The organism is Parasphingorhabdus sp., from assembly GCF_048269865.1.
Taxonomy (GTDB): Bacteria; Pseudomonadota; Alphaproteobacteria; order Sphingomonadales; family Sphingomonadaceae; genus Parasphingorhabdus.
The window spans coordinates 52,693-69,277 of sequence record NZ_JBLWUA010000007.1 but is presented as its reverse complement, the minus strand read 5'-3'; the positions used below and the strand labels follow the sequence as shown (position 1 = coordinate 69,277).

The 16,585-nt window shown below is 57.1% G+C and carries 13 protein-coding genes; 6 read left to right on the top strand and 7 right to left on the bottom strand.

The window, feature by feature from the left end; genetic code table 11:
• Positions 1-4: 4 nt before the first annotated feature.
• The 3 genes from ACN0WW_RS10705 to ACN0WW_RS10695 form a co-directional block, all read right to left on the bottom strand.
• Positions 5-778 (bottom strand): SDR family NAD(P)-dependent oxidoreductase, encoded by a 774-nt coding sequence (locus ACN0WW_RS10705; protein ID WP_417612255.1) that lies wholly within the window; start codon positions 776-778, stop codon positions 5-7.
• Between the two features lie 24 nt (positions 779-802).
• Positions 803-2,407: an FAD-binding protein gene (locus ACN0WW_RS10700; RefSeq protein ID WP_417612631.1), complete on the bottom strand. Its 1,605-nt coding sequence runs from the start codon at positions 2,405-2,407 to the stop codon at positions 803-805.
• Positions 2,408-2,615: 208 nt separating this feature from the next.
• Positions 2,616-3,530: a hydroxymethylglutaryl-CoA lyase gene (locus ACN0WW_RS10695; protein WP_417612253.1), complete on the bottom strand. Its 915-nt coding sequence runs from the start codon at positions 3,528-3,530 to the stop codon at positions 2,616-2,618.
• Positions 3,531-4,023: 493 nt separating this feature from the next.
• On the opposite strand from ACN0WW_RS10695, the gene ACN0WW_RS10690 reads away from it, so the two are divergent.
• Complete coding sequence (locus ACN0WW_RS10690; RefSeq protein WP_417612251.1) at positions 4,024-4,785, top strand: SDR family oxidoreductase; 762 nt, start codon at positions 4,024-4,026, stop codon at positions 4,783-4,785.
• 83 nt (positions 4,786-4,868) lie between these two features.
• Here ACN0WW_RS10690 and ACN0WW_RS10685 read toward each other — a convergent pair whose 3' ends face one another.
• The gene (locus ACN0WW_RS10685) at positions 4,869-5,957 is read right to left on the bottom strand and encodes a glycosyltransferase family 4 protein (protein ID WP_417612249.1); all 1,089 of its coding nucleotides are present in this window, start codon (positions 5,955-5,957) and stop codon (positions 4,869-4,871) included.
• A gap of 199 nt (positions 5,958-6,156) precedes the next feature.
• Between ACN0WW_RS10685 and ACN0WW_RS10680 the strand changes: the two genes are divergently transcribed.
• Complete coding sequence (locus ACN0WW_RS10680; protein ID WP_417612247.1) at positions 6,157-7,167, top strand: DUF1702 family protein; 1,011 nt, start codon at positions 6,157-6,159, stop codon at positions 7,165-7,167.
• A gap of 115 nt (positions 7,168-7,282) precedes the next feature.
• On the opposite strand, the gene ACN0WW_RS10675 is transcribed toward ACN0WW_RS10680, so the two are convergent.
• Genes ACN0WW_RS10675 through ACN0WW_RS10665 form a run of 3 tightly spaced genes read right to left on the bottom strand, consistent with a single transcriptional unit; the run spans position 7,283 to position 11,330 of the window.
• Positions 7,283-7,975, bottom strand: coding sequence for a GntR family transcriptional regulator (locus ACN0WW_RS10675; RefSeq protein WP_417612245.1), 693 nt, complete (start codon positions 7,973-7,975; stop codon positions 7,283-7,285).
• 59 nt (positions 7,976-8,034) lie between these two features.
• A complete protein-coding gene (locus tag ACN0WW_RS10670; protein ID WP_417612243.1) occupies positions 8,035-8,790 on the bottom strand; it encodes an SDR family NAD(P)-dependent oxidoreductase in 756 nt (251 codons plus the stop codon).
• Between the two features lie 59 nt (positions 8,791-8,849).
• Positions 8,850-11,330, bottom strand: coding sequence for a TonB-dependent receptor (locus ACN0WW_RS10665; protein ID WP_417612241.1), 2,481 nt, complete (start codon positions 11,328-11,330; stop codon positions 8,850-8,852).
• Between the two features lie 279 nt (positions 11,331-11,609).
• Between ACN0WW_RS10665 and ACN0WW_RS10660 the strand changes: the two genes are divergently transcribed.
• The 4 genes from ACN0WW_RS10660 (at position 11,610) to ACN0WW_RS10645 (ending at position 16,584) form a co-directional block, all read left to right on the top strand.
• The gene (locus ACN0WW_RS10660) at positions 11,610-12,812 is read left to right on the top strand and encodes a class I SAM-dependent methyltransferase (RefSeq protein ID WP_417612239.1); all 1,203 of its coding nucleotides are present in this window, start codon (positions 11,610-11,612) and stop codon (positions 12,810-12,812) included.
• Positions 12,809-13,180 carry a hypothetical protein gene (locus ACN0WW_RS10655; protein ID WP_417612237.1) on the top strand — a complete coding sequence of 124 codons (372 nt, stop codon included), beginning with the start codon at positions 12,809-12,811 and terminating at the stop codon, positions 13,178-13,180. The genes ACN0WW_RS10660 and ACN0WW_RS10655 overlap by 4 nt, the downstream gene beginning before the upstream one ends.
• A 61-nt stretch (positions 13,181-13,241) precedes the next feature.
• On the top strand, positions 13,242-14,300 hold the full coding sequence (locus ACN0WW_RS10650; protein WP_417612235.1) for an LLM class flavin-dependent oxidoreductase: 1,059 nt from the start codon (positions 13,242-13,244) through the stop codon (positions 14,298-14,300).
• Between the two features lie 226 nt (positions 14,301-14,526).
• Positions 14,527-16,584 carry a hydantoinase/oxoprolinase family protein gene (locus ACN0WW_RS10645; RefSeq protein WP_417612233.1) on the top strand — a complete coding sequence of 686 codons (2,058 nt, stop codon included), beginning with the start codon at positions 14,527-14,529 and terminating at the stop codon, positions 16,582-16,584.
• Position 16,585: the final 1 nt, after the last annotated feature.

The following is a 16,585-nucleotide window of genomic DNA, read 5'->3' as shown; positions in this document are numbered from 1 at the left end:
CCGCTTACTTGCCGCCGGTGACGTAGAGACATTGTCCGGTCACCCAGCCGGACGCGGGCGACGCCATATAGACGACGGCTGCGGCAATATCCTCTTCCCGCCCGAAGCGCGCCAGCGGGATCTGGAACTGCTTGAGCAATGCCTCGCGTTTCTCTTCGGAATCGATGCCCATGGATTCGTCGAAATTCTCGGTCGGGATCGGGCCAGGCGCGACGGCGTTGACCCGGATCTTCGGGGCCAGTTCCAGCGACAGGCTGGCGGTCAGGCTGTTCACCGCCGCCTTTGACGCGCCATAGGGACCGTTCTTGACTTGGCCACCGAGCGCCGCCCGCGAGGAGATATTGATGATCGCACCGCCCTTGTCGCCCATATGCGCCGCTGCAGCGACTGCCCCCATCCAGACGCTTTTCAGATTGAGCTCGATCTGGGCATCCCAGCTTTCTTCCGGCGTGCGGGTCAGATAGCGGGGCGTGCCATCGGGCAGGCCGCCAGCGTTGCTGACCCAGATGCTGAGGCGGCCGAGCTCCTCGACCGCGCGATTCGCAAGATTCTCTAGGGCCGCCCGGCTGGTCACATCGGTAGGAACCGCAACGGCCTTGCGACCCATGGCCCGAATTTCGTCGGCGACTTTTTCCAGATCATCAGCAGAGCGGGCTGCAATAGCGACGTCTGCGCCCGCGTCTGCCAGGCCCAGAGCAATCGCTCGTCCTATACCCTTGCCCGCGCCGGTAACCACCGCGACTTCTCCGTCCAGTTTGAATTGATCCAATATACCCATTATCCCGCTCCCTGTTCTGTGTTGTCAGTGATTGACCCGTCGGGCCGCCGCGCGCCCGGCAATATAGCCGAAGGTTAGCGCCGGCCCCAAAGTGCCGCCGGCCCCGGCGTAGACGCTGCCGGTCGGCGCGCTGATCACATTGCCCGCCCCGAACAGTCCGGCGATCGGCTGGTCATCGACATCGAGGATCTGGCCCTGCGCATTGGTTCTGGGGCCGCCATTGGTGCCGAGCGCGCCCATATTGATCTCGACCGCATAGAAAGGTGCTTTGGTCAGCGATCCGAGCGTTGCTGCGGCACCGGCACGCGAGCGGTCACCGTAAAAGCGATCATAGTCGGTCTTGCCGCGACCGTAATCCGCATCATCGAGTTGCTCGGCAAGCCTGTTGAAACGCTCGATCGTTGCCGGGAGATTATTGCCATCGACGCCGATTTTCTCCGCCAGCTCGGCCATTGTCTCTGCTGTCGCGACCCAGTCGGGGAGCGCTGTGCCCGGCATGAACGATGCCAGCGGATAGCGTTCGCGATATTGGGAGTCGAAGACCAGATAGGCCGGCAGATTGGGATAATCATAGGTCGCCGGATCGAAGGCATGAAAGGCGCCGGCCAGTGCCGAATAGTTAGCGGCCTCGTTGCAGAAGCGTTTGCCCTCGCGGTTGACCATGATGCCGTGCGGCAGGGTGCGCTCGATCAGCACCGGAATATTGCGGGTCTCGCCGCTCTGCCATTCGGAGTCGGGAACGGCTAGGGTTGGCACCCACCAGGCGCTGGTCATATTGCCGAGACTCGCACCGGCCGCCATTGCCATTTTCAGACCATCGCCCCGATTGGTCGGCGGCGAGGCCGGCGCATCAAGCGGCCCGCGCAAAAAAGCGTGTTTCAGCGTATCGTTCCATTCGAATCCGCCGGTGGCTAGAATCACGCCCTGGCGCGCCGTGATTGTTTCCTGCTGTCCGTCGCAATCAACAATTGCACCGGTCACCCACCCTTCTGCGACACACAGCCGGTAGCCGCCGCAGCCGAGCACCGGCTCGATCCCCCGGTCGAGACAGGCCCGGAGCAATCGCCCGACCAGCGCCTGCCCCCAGCCGCGCAGATCCTGCTCGGCGCGCTTCTGTAACTCCGCCGGGTCCACCATGCCGCTGCTGCCGCCCAGCGGCGTTTCACGCAGCATCATCCGGGGCGCGGGGCCATTTTGAAAGACGCGGTCCTTCCACTCCCCGAGCGAGGTAAAATCGAACAGTTCATTGTCGAGCGATCGGCCGCCATCGGCTTTCGCGCCGGGGCGTTCGCCATAATAGTCCGGGTAATCCGGCATCATTGTCAGCGCGATCGCGTCGATGCCGGTAAGGAAATTGTGCATCTGCCGGGCTTCGGTCACAAAGGCGCCGAGCACCTGTTCATCCATCTCGCCATGATCGAGCGACTGGAAATAGGCCTTCGCCTCGTCGGAGCTGTCGGCCTTGCCCTGCGCTGCCATCTGTTCATGGTCGGGCAGCCAGACCACCCCGCCGGAGATGGCTGCGGTTCCGCCAAGCCGGTCCTGCTTTTCAATCACCCGGACCGAGGCCCCGGCTTCATGCGCAGCCAGCGCCGCGGTCAGTCCCGCTGCACCGGCGCCGATGATCAGAACATCCGTTTCGCTATCGACTATCGCACCTCTCCCCCTATCGGATGAGGCAATAGTCTAAGAGGTTGTGCGACCCCGGACAAACCGCACTTTGGATAGCGCGGTACGGGTGAGGCAGAGGTGCTCCGCGATTTGAGCTTTCGACGCCCGCGGTTCAGCGCTGCTGACAATGCGGTCGCCGCCAGCCTGCGCTTGCTCAGGCTACCATTCAGGCTTCGGCTCGGGCGACCAGCGATGGCAGCGGACGACCGAGCACGCTTTCGAACCATTGGTTGGTAGCAATCGCCTTGTCCAGATCGAGATCATGGTCAATCCCGGAGCGGTTGAGCAGATTGACCAGATCCTCAGTCGCGATATTGCCGGTGGCGTTTGGTGCAAACGGGCAACCGCCGAGACCGCCGAGGCTAGAATCGAGCGTCTCCACGCCCGCCTCAACGGCGGCCCATGCATTGGCGATGCCGGTGTTGCGGGTGTCATGAAAATGGGCCCGCATTCCGATATGGGCGGGAAGCAGTTCGCGAAGCCTGCCGAACAGATCTGTAACCTGCGCCGGAACGCCAACGCCGATCGTATCGGCCAGCGCAATTTCCATCGGATCCTCGGCGGCCAGTTCCTCCGCGATCCGCACGATCGTCTCGGGTGCAACCTTGCCTTCAAACGGACAGCCGAAAGCGGCCGAGATCGTAACCTGCGCTTTCAGACCCTCGGCCTTCGCAAAGCGGATCATCTCGCGATTTTCCTGGATGCCCTGTTCTATCGTCTGGCCCTGGTTTTTCTGGCCGAAAGTGTCGCTGGCGACAACCACGCATCCGACTTCGTCGATGCCGCGCTTGTTGCCTTCGCGCGTTGCCAGTCCGCGCAGCACGCCGCGCTTGTTCAAACACAGGCCGATGTAGGAAACATCCGCACGGTCGGGCAAGCCGGCGATAACCGCTTCCGCGTCGGCCATTTGTGGCACCCGTCCCGGATGGACAAAGCTGGCCACTTCCATTCGCTTGGATCCTGCTTCCAGCATGCGGGTGATCAACCCCAGCTTGTCGGCTGTGGAAATGATCTCGGCTTCATTCTGCAGCCCGTCCCGCGGACCGACTTCCAATATTTGTACCGGCTTGTGATTCATCATGTTCATTTCAATTGTATACAATCAGGAGGGGCGTTTGTATATAAGAAAGCATCATGTCGGCGCATTTTCTGTCATGCCATCCGCTTGACGATTATCGCGACGATATGGCGTATCTTTACTCCTGCTGCCATCCCTCCAGGCCTGCATTGTCTGGCGATTGATTGCATACCAAGATATTGGGTGTCGGGTCGGTATGGGCTGGCCGCGTTCATACACGTCCTGCGCGGTCGGTCGCAGATCGCCGGATTTTAGCCCGATGAGTACGGCTCGATCCGTTCCGATATCGGCGGCATATTTCGCTTGACTGGCCATCACCTTGTATACAATAAACGCCGTCAGGGGGTTTCCAGCAATGATATCGTAGCCAAATCCGTGTGGACTGGGTCAGGGCAATTTTCCCTTTCGTCATCTGGTGCCGGGACGGTCTTGGCAATGCTTACAATCCGCCACCGGATCTGTTTGGACCGGCACATCATGACAGAAAGGAAAATGCATGGGAAAAGCAAAAGCAGCGCTGGTATCGGGGGCAGGAATAGGAATCGGCGCGGCGACTGCCAAGGCCCTGGCCGCTGACGGTTTCCATGTCTTTGTTACCGATGTCCTCGTCGACGAGGGGCTGGCCTGTGCCGAGGCGATCAGGGCTGCAGGCGGGGAAGCCGAATTTTTCGCGCTGGACGTCACCGACAGTGCTGCCTGCGACAGCATGGTCCACACCATCGAATCGAAATTCGGCCATATCTCCGCTCTCGTCGCGAACGCCGGCATCGCACCGCGGGCGGCCTATCCGATACTCAGCGATGAGAAATGGGATGCGGTTCAGGATGTCAACTTGAAGGGCCAGTTCCGGCTGCTGCGCGCTGCCGCTCCGGCGATGGAAGCTGCCGGTGACGGCGCTATCGTTTGCATTGCTTCGATCGCTGGCGTGACCGTGGGGTGGGACGATCACTGGCATTATTGTGCGGCCAAGGGCGGAATATCGGGAATGATTCGGGGGGCCGCGATGGCGCTAGCCGGCGCTGGTGTTCGGGTAAACGGCATCGCCCCGGGATTTGTCCGCACCGCGCAAATTCTGTCGGCGGAAAATTCTCTGGGCGCAGAAGGACTTGCCGAGGCAGAGCAAACCGTCCCGCTTCGTGGCCGTTCGGGTGAACCTGAGGAAATCGCCAATGTGGTGGCGTTTCTGGTATCGGAAAAGGCGAGCTATATTACTGGCCAGACGATCGTTGTGGATGGCGGTCTTACGGTTTCGATGTAAGGTCAATCATGGTGATCGGTCGGCAGGCCCGGCAAATAGTCATATTTAACGGGTTTTGGGCAGATTTGGTCACTGCTGCCGTTTTATGCCGTCTGCTGGCGGACATCCAGCGCCCGCTTTTTCTCGTAAAGGTCAATCGTCTGTTCCGCGACTTGCTCCCAGTGGGGAAATCGGTCCTTGGCGACCCGGAACAGATGGGGATTAGCATAGGCGCGGCCCAACGCGCTCGCGATGCTGCCGATCCGGGCCGGGTTGAAATAATGCTTTGCATCAAGCCGAAGATCCCGGTTCTCCGGAAGATCGCTCAACAGAACCGGGCAGTCAAAGCTGATCGCTTCGAGCAGCGTATTGGAATGGCCCTCGCGGATTGATGGATTGACGAAAAAGCGCGCGTAGCGATAAAGCGGAGCCAGGGCGGAACGCGGCAAGCTCCCGAGCATGACGACCCGGTCGCCATCGATCTTTCCGGCATTTTTGCGTGCGCTCTTATTCCTCCAGTCTCCAACAATCACCAGTTTCATGTGGGGATGCCGTTTGGCGAAGTCGCGAAAGGCAGCGATCAGGTTCTCGATATTCTTTTTGTGCGATATCTGGCCGACGAACAGCGCATAATCGCCGCTGACCGGCGGGTCCCGGTGATCGGGGTAATGTTCTGGACGGTCGAGCGCGTGCCCGATAACATCGACATTGGACAGGTTTGCCGATGTTCGCAGATTTCTGGCGAGAGCGGGGGCGACCGCGATGACTTGATCCGCCCAGTGCAATTGATGGCGGGCAACGCTCCTTGCCCATCGAGCCGGGGCACTTTCAGCGTTGTCATGGCAGTCTGCGCCATAACGCACGACAATCTTGCAGCCGAGCATTTTATAGGCCCAAAGCAGCACCGCCGATTGCAGGCTGGCGAAATGGACAATCGCTGGCCGCATCCGGAACGCCTTGAGTAGCGCCGCGATCGGATAGATTTTGCGGTCAATCCCGGGAATTCCGATCGAGGGAGCGCACCACAGTGAAACACCACGATAGTCACCCGTTTCCATGAACGGTTTCATTCCCGCAACACAAACGGTCCAGCCCTGTCGGACCACCAGCGGGAAAAGGCGTTGGGCATATTTTTCGATGCCGCCTTCGACATCCGGCATACCGCGCACGCCAACGACCAGTACCCTTTTCATTCTTGTTATTTCCTGCCGGTGCCGAGTTTCCCCAGCATGTCGTCCGAAGCATGGTCCAAAACTCAAGCACCATCGGTTCAATTGGCCGATTTAGACAAATATCCGTCTCAGACGGGCGTGATGCAAAGGATGGATGAAGAGGAGCCTTTGCCCGCAGCCTTTGAATGGGATATAAGATTTGCCGGAAGGCGGAGAAGATATGGCACATCATGCGACGACAAGCGCGAACCGGAACGAACCGCTGCAGGGCTATGCCGATCCAATCCGGCCGCCACCTGCTTTTATCCGCAAATTTCTGGCCCTCGATCCCAAGCGGGTTGAATTCCGCGTTCGTGGATTTGACCTAGCGGACAAAAGTCATGAAGCGAGGCTGGAATCCATAGGCAAGGCATTTTTGCGCGGCTATAATCTTACGCTGACTATGCGGTCATTTGACGAATTCGGGCACGCTATGGCCCAGGAAACCGATTTGCTGCGCGGCTTTTTTATCGAAGGCGGCGCCATGGGCAGCGCGCTGGTTGACAGCCTGCCATTCCGCAAGGCGATGCTGCCACGCTATATCGCCCGCTTTGCCGGGCAGTTTCCGATACTGGTCCATGCTGGTGTCGGTTTGACGATTTCAAAGCTGCCATGGCGAGAGAAAGGGATATTGGCCGAGCTGGACCCTTTCTACCGCTGGCTGGCTTATGATGGTCTGGGTTATCACAATATGTATTTTGAACCCGAAAAGACGCTGACCGGGCCAAAACGCGCGCTGTCAGGCTATGCGTCTCGTGCCTATGATCAGGGCGCCGGACGCGGAATCTGGTTTATCAGCGGAGCCGATATCGGCAAGGCGGCCGGAACGATCGCGACCATGGCTTCCGATCGGCAGTCCGATCTCTGGGCGGGCGTCGGACTGGCCTTATGCTATGCAGGCCCGGCAGGTTCGGCGGCATTTCTGGAAGCGAAGGCGCTCGCCGGACCGCATGCCGCCAATATGGCGACGGGCGTCGCGATAGCCTGCGCCGCCCGGGTGAAGGACCAGTCGCTCTTGCCGGAAACCCGCGAAGCGATATCCGATCTATGGCGGATCTCGCCAGAGGTGCTGGCAGAACAGGTCGAATCAATCCGTATGGCTGTTGCAAGCTCTGCGCTTGCAGATGGTACCGCCTATGCGACATGGCGTGCCGAAATAGCCGCGCATTTTGGCGTGAATCAGGCTGGCTAACCGCCGAACGCTTGGTCTGTGAAATCAGCTTGATGGAGAGGCATTATCATTATCGTTCATCTCCAGACGACATCGGAGCTCAACCAGCGTGCCGTCTGAGCCGCCCATACAGGATTCAGCCGCGGGCCTCCGACAGCATGTTTTCTTCGGACTGCGCTTGCGGCTTGCTCAGGCTTCGACGATAGCTATTCGCTGCTCGCCGGATATGGGCGCTGGCGATCGCACCGGCCCAGTCGGCATCGCGGGCCTCGAAAGCGGCCACGAAATCATTGTGGTCGCGTTGGCTTTGCCTGACATCGTTGAGCACATAATGCTCAGCCGTTTGGTGAACGATGACCTGGCTTACTACCAGATTGAGCATCTGTTTCAACGGTTCGGATTGTGCCGCTTCGGTCATGACGGCGTGGAATCTCCGATTTCCCTCGACAAATCCTGGAACGTCGACGCCGCTCGGGTTCTCGATTTTCTCTTCAATAAAGGCGCAATGCTGTTTTAGTTCGGACAATTGTTCTGCGGTGATAAATTGCGCGGCCCGCTGCGCGCAATGCCGTTCCAGCATCGTCCGCAAATCAAAAATTTCTTCGACATCGCTTTCGGACCAGTTCGGAACAAACACCCGGTTTGTTCCGTTCCTCTGCAACAGCATTTCCGACACCAGCCGTGCAATCGCCTCTCTCACCGGCGTCCGGGAAACACCGCAATATTGCGCGAGTTCATCTTCCGGAACCAATTTTCCGCTGGTGAAGTCCCCCGCCAATATGCCAGCGCGTATCGTTTGATATGCTTTTTCAGAAGAGGTCGACATCATTATATTCCACAAGTTCCCGAGATGAATGTCTAATCATTAGATACTGCTCAACACCGCGGCTATAAAAAAACGTCCCCTCCATTGGGGCTGATACATTGACCCTGAAAATGATCGCCGTCCTTTGAGGCAAGAAAAACATAAGCAGGGGCTATTTGGTCCGGCGTCGCCAGCTTGCCAACCGGAATAGCCGCTGTCACCTGTTTCAGGACGTCCGGGGGGACGCTGTCCAGTATCGGCGTTTGTGTCGTGCCTGGCGCGACGCAATTCACCCGGACGTTGCGGGAGCCGATTTCCCGCGCCAGTGATCTCGAAAAGCCGATGATACCGGCTTTGGCGGCGATATAGGCAGAAACCCCCGGAGCGCCCAGATAGGCGAGTTGTGAAGCGGTGTTAATGATACGGCCATGACCCTGTTCATACATCAATGGCAGAACGGAGTGGGTCACGAGAAAAGTGCCACGCAGATGCACGCCTATGACGCGATCCCAGGTTTCAATATCCAGATCTTCGACCATATTGGCGTGCGCAATGCCCGCATTATTGACCAGAATATCAATATGCTCGCAAAAAGACAGGGTTTCGGCAACAAGGTCGCCGACGGCATTCTCGTCACTGACGTCGGCCGGGATGAATGTGACGCGAGCACCGGCGGCCTGTATTTTTTCGCTTAAATCTAGCACCGTTTCCTGATCGACGGAAGGCGGGCCATTGATGACAATTGAGGAAGCGCCTTCGCGGGCAAACTGGAGCGCTACCTCGGCACCGATGCCGGATGTGCTACCGGTAATCAGCGCCGTTTTTCCATGAAGGCGCATTATCTTTCCCCTCGATTAGCGGCATAAGGTGTCTCCACCCCATGCCGCCAGTAATTGGCCTAAAAGTCAAATCCGAGTTCTACGCCAAATTGACGCAACGATCCCGGCGTGGCGAACGAGCCACCGAATTCAGGAGCGGGGATTACCTCTTCGAGATAATGTTTCTTGAACAGGTTATTGGCAAAGGCGGTCAGACGCCAATTTTCCGCTTTCAACCCGGCGCGCAGATTGACAATGCCATAAGCATCACGCTGCGTTTTCGAATAATCGCCTGTGCCGAGACCAGGATAAAACGCGTCAAACACGGTTCGGCGGGTCTGGTCCTGCACGACATGAAACCAGGTAGGCCCGACGAGATTATAATCTGTCTTGAAGGTAAAATCCAAACTGTCGTTGATCGGCTGTTCGATCAGGAAGCCTGCATTGAGCGTGTAATCTGCGGAATAAGGCGACTTGTTGCCAATCGTGTCCGGACGAACCGTATTTTCCTTGATCTTGCTATCCAGAACGCTGCCGCCGATGTTGATGGTAAAGCCTGGTGTGACCTTGTAGTTGATGCCGAGTTCGGCGCCATAGAGACGCACCTTGTCGATATTGGACACGACCCGCAACAGACCGAAGGTTCCGGTATAGAATTCGAAGAATTGCATGTCCCGAACGATGTTGCGATAAGCTGCGCCCGACACCTGCAGATCGCCGCCCAGAGCATTCAGCTTGAAGCCCAGTTCCAGCGCATCAGATTTTTCTTTCTTATAGTCGTCGGTGACGCCGAGATTTGATCCCAGCAGATCGTTGAAATAGATCTGGACCAAGGCTCCGCTGCCCTGACTGTTAAAGCCGCCAGCCTTAAAGCCGACGCCGTAATCGGCATAGACGCTGAAATCCGGAGTAATTTCATATCTGGCCGTCAGCTTTGGTTGCAGCAACTGATAGACATTGGATTTCTTTTGGAGCGTCCCGATATCATAGCCGGGATTGATGGAATTGCCTGTTACAGGATCAATCTCGTTGGGGACCAACGGAGTGACGCTTCGTTCTTCCCGATCAAAGCGCAATGCGCCCGATATGGTCAGCGATGGCGTCACTTCATATTCAAGGGAGCCAAAGCCAGCGAAGACATCGGTGAGAAGCCGATCGTCAAACAATTGTGTGGTCGGGTTAATCGAGTTTGGCCCATTGTATAAGCTGACAAGCACTTCGCCGCCGGTGTCCTCGTTGACCGCCGTTCCATAATGCCGGTTGATATGCAGATAATAGGCACCCAGCGACCATTGCAGCGGAGAGCTGGTGTTGGAGGCCAACCGGATTTCCGCGCTGATGTCGCGCTGGTCCCTGACGGTGACCTGGATCCCGTCGCAGGTGGTTGGGCCAAATGCGCCGTAAATTGAATTCGCCGGCGTTGGAGCGAGAACCAGTGGCGACTGCAGAACCACACCTTCTGCGAACAGCTCGGCCGTCGAATCGATACAAGACTGCCTGTTGTTGAACCGGCCCAGTCCACCGGCAGTGGCGTCGCCGGTCAGGGTCTCGTCGATGTCGGAAAAAGATCCCCAGGCGGACAGCGTGAAATTGTCAAATTCATAGTCGAATTTCAGCGATGCTTCGATCGTTCGCATATTGTTTATATTGGGAACGTTCCGGTTAAACGTAAAACGATGGTCGTTTACGTCCTGGAAAAAATCCGGATTGCCGAACGCACTGGCAAAGCCGGGCAAGGCAAAGATCGGTTCGAATTTCAGCGAAGCGGACTCCAGCTCACCATAGCGGGCTTTGGCGTCGATTGTCAGGCGATCACTGGGGGTCGCGATGATGCGACCTCCAACGTTCCATTCTTCGGCATTGTCGACCGTCTTGCCCTGGGTGCGCGGGGTCGGACCGGTATTTGAATAGAAGCCGTCCGTGTGGCGATAGCGGCCATAGAGCACCGCGCCGATGGTATCCGAAATTGGGCCCGAAATGGACATTTCGCCCAATTGAGAGTTCTGGGTAGCCACGCTGGCCCGTCCGGAAATTTCCAGATAGTCAGACGGCTTTTTGGTTGTCATGATGATCGCACCGGCGGTGGCTCCGCGTCCATAATAGGCGCCTTGCGGGCCTTTCAGGACTTCGAATTGCTCCAGAACGCCCTGATACTGATTCACCGCTGCAGTGTTGGTCTTGAGGATGCCGTCAACGACCAGTGCAACGTTATTTTCAGCATCGCGAGCGCCGTTGACGCCGCGGATATTGATCTGAGCGTCGCCTGCCTGGGCCGCGTTGGATACAATGGTAACGCCCGGAATGAACGCGATCGCCTGTTCGGTCGTGACAATACCGGAATCAGCAAGATTATCGGCGGTCAGCACGGATACGGATGCGGGAACGTCGGTCAGTTTTTCGCTTTGGCGGCGAGCGGTCACGGTAATAATGTCATCGGCAGGGGCGGTATCAGACGCCGCTTCCGAGGACGCCATCGTGCTTTCTTGTGCTGCCGATGGTGTTGCGGTGAGCAGTGGCAACGCCGCCACCCCAGCCATGAATAAAGTTTTCCGTGAATGCATGGACTACCCCCTTGGTGTTTTGATTGTGCGAGATGATCATTTCGAATCACCCATTCTGGAAGCTGCACGACCATTTGTTAAATGTACACAAAAAATTAAAAGCAATATTCAAAAAGCCGATAAAGACATTCTATCCTTGCCATCAGACGCCGAAATACGTAACAATATATCTATAAACTCGGAATCGAGCAAAATTTACGGCAGTCAGCAAGCGCTGAAATTAAAATATTGTACACGATATGACATCTTTGGTATACATTTTTGCACAGGAGGTTTGATATGGTTGAGCAAAGTTCAGGAGAGCAAATTCGCCACCCGATGTTGGTGGAAAATACCGGTGACGAATTGTCACGACAGGAGTTTGTGAAAAGTTTGAAATTGCATCTGGCGACAAGTGTTTCGCCAGGCGTTCATGATGCGCTGGATGGCCGAGCGGCCAGCAAATTCGCCAAGAAAAATGGTCGCCCACCAGAAACAATGGATGAAATCCGGGACGCGCTTTCCGATGACCCGTATTTCTGCTTCTGGAGCGCATTGTTGAGGAACAGCCAGGAAATGATGTGGCGTTCGGTACAGATTCCGGTCGAGCGTCAAATTCCTGAAATTAACAAAGCCGCAGAATCGGCATCCGGCGCTGGCGGGACATTGCGGCTGGACGAGAATTTGGAAATTCCCGCGTACCACCGTTCGGTCGATATCCACTGTATGCCCGGCGGCTACCACACTGAGTTTACCGATGGCGACTCCACTAACGGAGCGGTCTATGACCGGGCGGTTTATCTGTATGCCATGGGTCGTTTGGGGGGCATGAATTCGGATATCGGCGATACGACCATTGCCTATCTGAAAGACAAGCATCCGGATTTCAAGCCGAAGCGGATCCTCGATCTCGGCTGCGCGGTGGGGCATTCAACATTGCCCTATTGCGATGCCTGGCCTGACGCCGAAGTCTATGCGATCGATGTCGGCGCGCCGGTCTTGCGCTACGCCCATGCCCGTGCAGAGCGCCTGGGGAAGAAGGTTCACTTCAGTCAGCAAAATGCCGAAGCGACCGACTTTCCCGACGCGCATTTCGATCTCATCGTGAGCCATATTCTGGTTCATGAGACCAGCAATCGCGCCATTCGCAATATCATGAAGGAAGCGAATCGGCTGTTGAGTCCCGGTGGCCTGATTGTTCACGCGGAAACGCCGCCTTATCGCGATTTGCCCGCTTATGACGCTTTCATGCTCGACTGGGATACACGCAACAACAACGAACCCTATTGGGGCGCCAGCCACAAGATCAAGGCAAAGGCGATTTCTGCGGAAACCGGATTCGATCCCGAGCTCGCATTTGAAGCCTATCAGCCGAGTGCATTTGAAGAGGCGGAAGCGAAGAGACTGAAGGTCTTTCAGGGTGGCGATTTTGGTGGTGGTGGAGCCTGGTGGGTGTGGGGCGCTCAAAAGCCCGCGTCTGCGTCGGTCGGAGGTGTGCAATGACGGAGACGGTTACGATACAACGCAAGGCGCGTGGCGAACGGCCTCGCTATTTTGAGGATCCGGCGATCGACAAGGTCCTGTCGATTACGATGGCTCTGGCGGGCGAAGTTGCCGTGCTGAGGGACCGTCTGGACAGTGTTGAGCGGCTGCTTGAAAAGGGTGAGCCCCTCACACAGGATTTGATCAACAGCTACGCGCCCGACGGAAGCGTTCGGGAAGAGCGCGACGCCTGGAGAGAGTCTTTCTTGTCGACCATATTGAGAAGTGTTCACGAGGAGCGCGAAGGCTTGGCAGAGATCGCGCAAACGCAGGCGAGCGAACAGTCGACAGCCTATGATGATGCGGTCCATCTCGTCGAGGCCGACTGACATCCAAAAATCTATGGCTGGATACACAAGGTGTCTGGCAGACAATTGATAGAGGGAAAACATGAAATACGGAGTATTTTTGCCAAGCGCGCGGAACGGGTTCACAATTTCTGAGGCAGCACCTTTATATGATCCTACGTTCGAGCATAATCTGGAAACCACGCTGGAGGCAGAAAAGCAGGGCTTTGAATTCGCTCTGTCGATGATGAAATGGAAGGGTTTTGGCGGCAGCACCGGATATTGGGATAGCTGCCTCGAGACCTTCACGCTGGTGGCAGGGATGGCGGCCAGAACATCCAAAATCCAGCTCATTCCCAGCACAACCTTGTTGACGACGCATCCCGCCTTGTGCGCGCGCCTGATCGCAACCATCAACGATATCGCGCCCGGGCGCTGCGGCCTGAATATCGTAACCGGCTGGAATCACATTGAATATGAATCAATGGGGATTTGGCCTGGTCCGGATTATTATGAACGACGGTACGAATATGCGGCGGAATATATCGATGTCGTCAAGCGACTCTGGACCGAAGATGACGTCACCCATGACGGTGAGTTCTTCAACCTGAAGTCAGCCAATGTCAGTCCCAAGCCCAGCAAGATGCCGACCATCGTCGCCGCTGGCCAGTCGCCAAAGGGCCTCGACTTCACCGTCAATAACGCCGATTTCAGTTTCGTCATGACCGGCCTCGAAAATCTCAAAAAATATTGCGCCAATATGAAAGAACAGTCCGGACAGGTTGGCCGGGAGGTTGGCACCTTGCCGCTTTATGCAGTGATTACCGGCCGCACCGATGCAGAAGCACAGCGCCTCGCTGAAGACGTGGTCGCAAAGGCCGACAAGACCGCCATTGCCAATATTATCGGCAGCGCGTCGCTGGATACCAACGCCGGCGGTTCCAGTGAACATCTCAGGGCAGCGCTTTCGCAGCCGCTCGAACAGGGCAATATGGCCTTCATGAGCTTTCCACTGTTGCACGGAACGCACGAGACGATTGCCAGCAAGATCAACGATATTGTTGCCGAAACCGGCGTGCCGGGCATCATGCTGAGCTGGCTGGATTTTGTACCGGGCATTCGCGAATTTGGCGAAAAGATCGCGCCGAAAGTAAAATATTAGAATCCAGACCCTTCACAACGCCCGTCAGGACCGCGTTGGTCGAGACTGGGCCCTACAGCGGACTTCAAAACGGAATGACAATCATATCGACCGAACTTGACCTGAATGGACGCAGCGCGACGCATGACCGGCGATCACCGGGCCTGCGGCATATGCTGCTTGCCGTGCCGGCCAAGGCTGTGCGATTTCCAATCAGAATGACAATAGAAACAAAGGAAATATCCTAATGCGTTATCGCCTGGGCGTGGATGTCGGCGGCACATTCACAGATTTACTGCTGCTCGACAATGAAACCGGCGCGTTCTGGCGCGACAAAACACCGTCAACACCGAGCGATAGTTCGGAGGGTATCCTCAATGGCGTGAACGCGATTACCGCGAAAGCCAATGTTGATCCCGGTGATATCGAGTTTTTCCTGCACGGCACTACGGTTGCGACCAATGCCGTCCTCGAAGGCAAGGGTGCACGCGTCGGGCTGATCGTCACTGAAGGCTATCGCGATATCATGCAGATCGCCCGCAGCTTCGTGCCGGGCGGTCTCGCGGCCTGGATCGTCTGGCCCAAGCCTCAGCCACTGGCGGCGCTGGAAGATACGTTGACCGTAAAAGGCCGGATGGATGCCGATGGTAACGAAGTCCGTCCACTGGACGAGGACCAGGTTCGGGGGGTTTTGGAGCAGTTCAAGGCGTCCGGCGTCGAGGCTATTACGGTCAGCCTGATCAATGCCTATGTCAACGGTGCGCATGAAAAGCGCATCGGCGAACTGGCTGCTGAAATCCTGGGCGATATTCCGGTATCGCTGAGTCACGAAGTGCTGCCGGAAATGCAGGAATATGAGCGGACCTTGTCAACGGTCGCCAATGCTGCGGTACGGCCGGTCGTCGGCAATTATATATCCAATCTGCGCGACAAGCTCGAGATTGCGGGAATTACCGGAAAGCTTTCCCTGTTGCGGTCCGATGGCGGCTTGATGAGTTCGCAAAAGGCGGAAGAGCATCCGGTCAACATATTGATGTCCGGTCCGGCGGGCGGCGTCACCGGGGCGCTTTGGGTCGGCAAAAATGCGGGCGTAAAGAATATCCTGACGCTCGATGTCGGCGGCACATCCACCGATGTTGCGCTGATCGAAAATCTCGAACCACGGCGTGTGCGCACGACGGATGTTGGCCATTTGTCGGTGCGCGCTTCGTCGCTGGACGTCAAAACGGTTGGTGCCGGAGGCGGCTCGATTGCCTATGTTCCTGAACTGACTGGCGCCTTGCGCGTGGGTCCACAATCGGCAGGCGCGGTTCCCGGTCCGGTGGCTTACAGCAAGGGCGGAACAGAGCCCACCGTGACCGACGCCAATGTCGTGCTCGGCTATCTGCCGGAAGATCTGCTGGGCGGGTCCTTTCAGCTGGACCGGGAAGGCGCCAAGGCATCGGTGCAGAAAATTGCCGACGCGCTCGGCGTTGACCTGATGGCGGCGGCGCGCGGCATCATCGATATCGTCAACGAAAACATGTTCGGGGCGCTCCGGATGATCTCGGTGCAGCAGGGTTATGACCCGCGTCATTTTGCCCTGATGGGCTTTGGCGGTGCCGGTCCTCTGCACGTTAACGCCGTGGCCAAGCTTATGGGAAGCTGGCCGGCAATTTCGCCTGTCTCGCCGGGCGTATTATGTGCTCTTGGCGATGCGACGACGCGGATGCGCACGGAAACCGCGCGCAGTTTCAGCCGATTGGCGAAAGATACCGACGTCGAGGAACTGGTTGCGTTGCTGGACGAAATGGCCAGCCAAACCCGCTCCGAGCTGATTGCAGACGGAATCCCGGATGAAACCATCAACAGCGAATTTGAAGTCGATGTGCGTTATGCAGGCCAGGCCTTTGAAGTGCCGTTGACCATCGATCAGGCGACGCTGCACGAGAAAGGGATCGAGGGCATCCTCGACCGCTTCAATCGCGAACATCACCGGCTCTTCACCTTCAATATGGATACGCCGCACGAGATCGTGAATTTGCGCGCCGTGGCGATGGGCGAGCCGTTCGAACTTCCCGCCCAGACGCTCGAAAAGGGCAATGGCGATCCATCCGCTGCAAAAATCCGTGATCACAGCTTGTGGATGGATGGGAAGTCGCAGGACGCGATTATCTATGACCGGTCAAAACTGCTGCAAGGCGATGTGATTCCTGGCCCGGCAATCATCACGGAAATGGATTCCACAACATTAATTGATGCAGATTGTGTCGCGACTATCGACGCGGTCGGCAACATATTGATCAATCTGGCGGAGGACGCGTAAA

Excerpts from the sequence above, each read along its gene's own strand:
- ACN0WW_RS10670 (WP_417612243.1), bottom strand. The coding sequence starts at position 8,790 with ATGCGCCTTCATGGAAAAACGGCGCTGATTACCGGTAGCACATCCGGC.
- ACN0WW_RS10685 (WP_417612249.1), bottom strand. The coding sequence starts at position 5,957 with ATGAAAAGGGTACTGGTCGTTGGCGTGCGCGGTATGCCGGATGTCGAA.
- ACN0WW_RS10675 (WP_417612245.1), bottom strand. The coding sequence starts at position 7,975 with ATGATGTCGACCTCTTCTGAAAAAGCATATCAAACGATACGCGCTGGC.
- ACN0WW_RS10660 (WP_417612239.1), top strand. The coding sequence starts at position 11,610 with ATGGTTGAGCAAAGTTCAGGAGAGCAAATTCGCCACCCGATGTTGGTG.
- ACN0WW_RS10665 (WP_417612241.1), bottom strand. The coding sequence starts at position 11,330 with ATGCATTCACGGAAAACTTTATTCATGGCTGGGGTGGCGGCGTTGCCA.
- ACN0WW_RS10690 (WP_417612251.1), top strand. The coding sequence starts at position 4,024 with ATGGGAAAAGCAAAAGCAGCGCTGGTATCGGGGGCAGGAATAGGAATC.
- ACN0WW_RS10645 (WP_417612233.1), top strand. The coding sequence starts at position 14,527 with ATGCGTTATCGCCTGGGCGTGGATGTCGGCGGCACATTCACAGATTTA.
- ACN0WW_RS10705 (WP_417612255.1), bottom strand. The coding sequence starts at position 778 with ATGGGTATATTGGATCAATTCAAACTGGACGGAGAAGTCGCGGTGGTT.
- ACN0WW_RS10650 (WP_417612235.1), top strand. The coding sequence starts at position 13,242 with ATGAAATACGGAGTATTTTTGCCAAGCGCGCGGAACGGGTTCACAATT.
- ACN0WW_RS10655 (WP_417612237.1), top strand. The coding sequence starts at position 12,809 with ATGACGGAGACGGTTACGATACAACGCAAGGCGCGTGGCGAACGGCCT.
- ACN0WW_RS10695 (WP_417612253.1), bottom strand. The coding sequence starts at position 3,530 with ATGATGAATCACAAGCCGGTACAAATATTGGAAGTCGGTCCGCGGGAC.
- ACN0WW_RS10680 (WP_417612247.1), top strand. The coding sequence starts at position 6,157 with ATGGCACATCATGCGACGACAAGCGCGAACCGGAACGAACCGCTGCAG.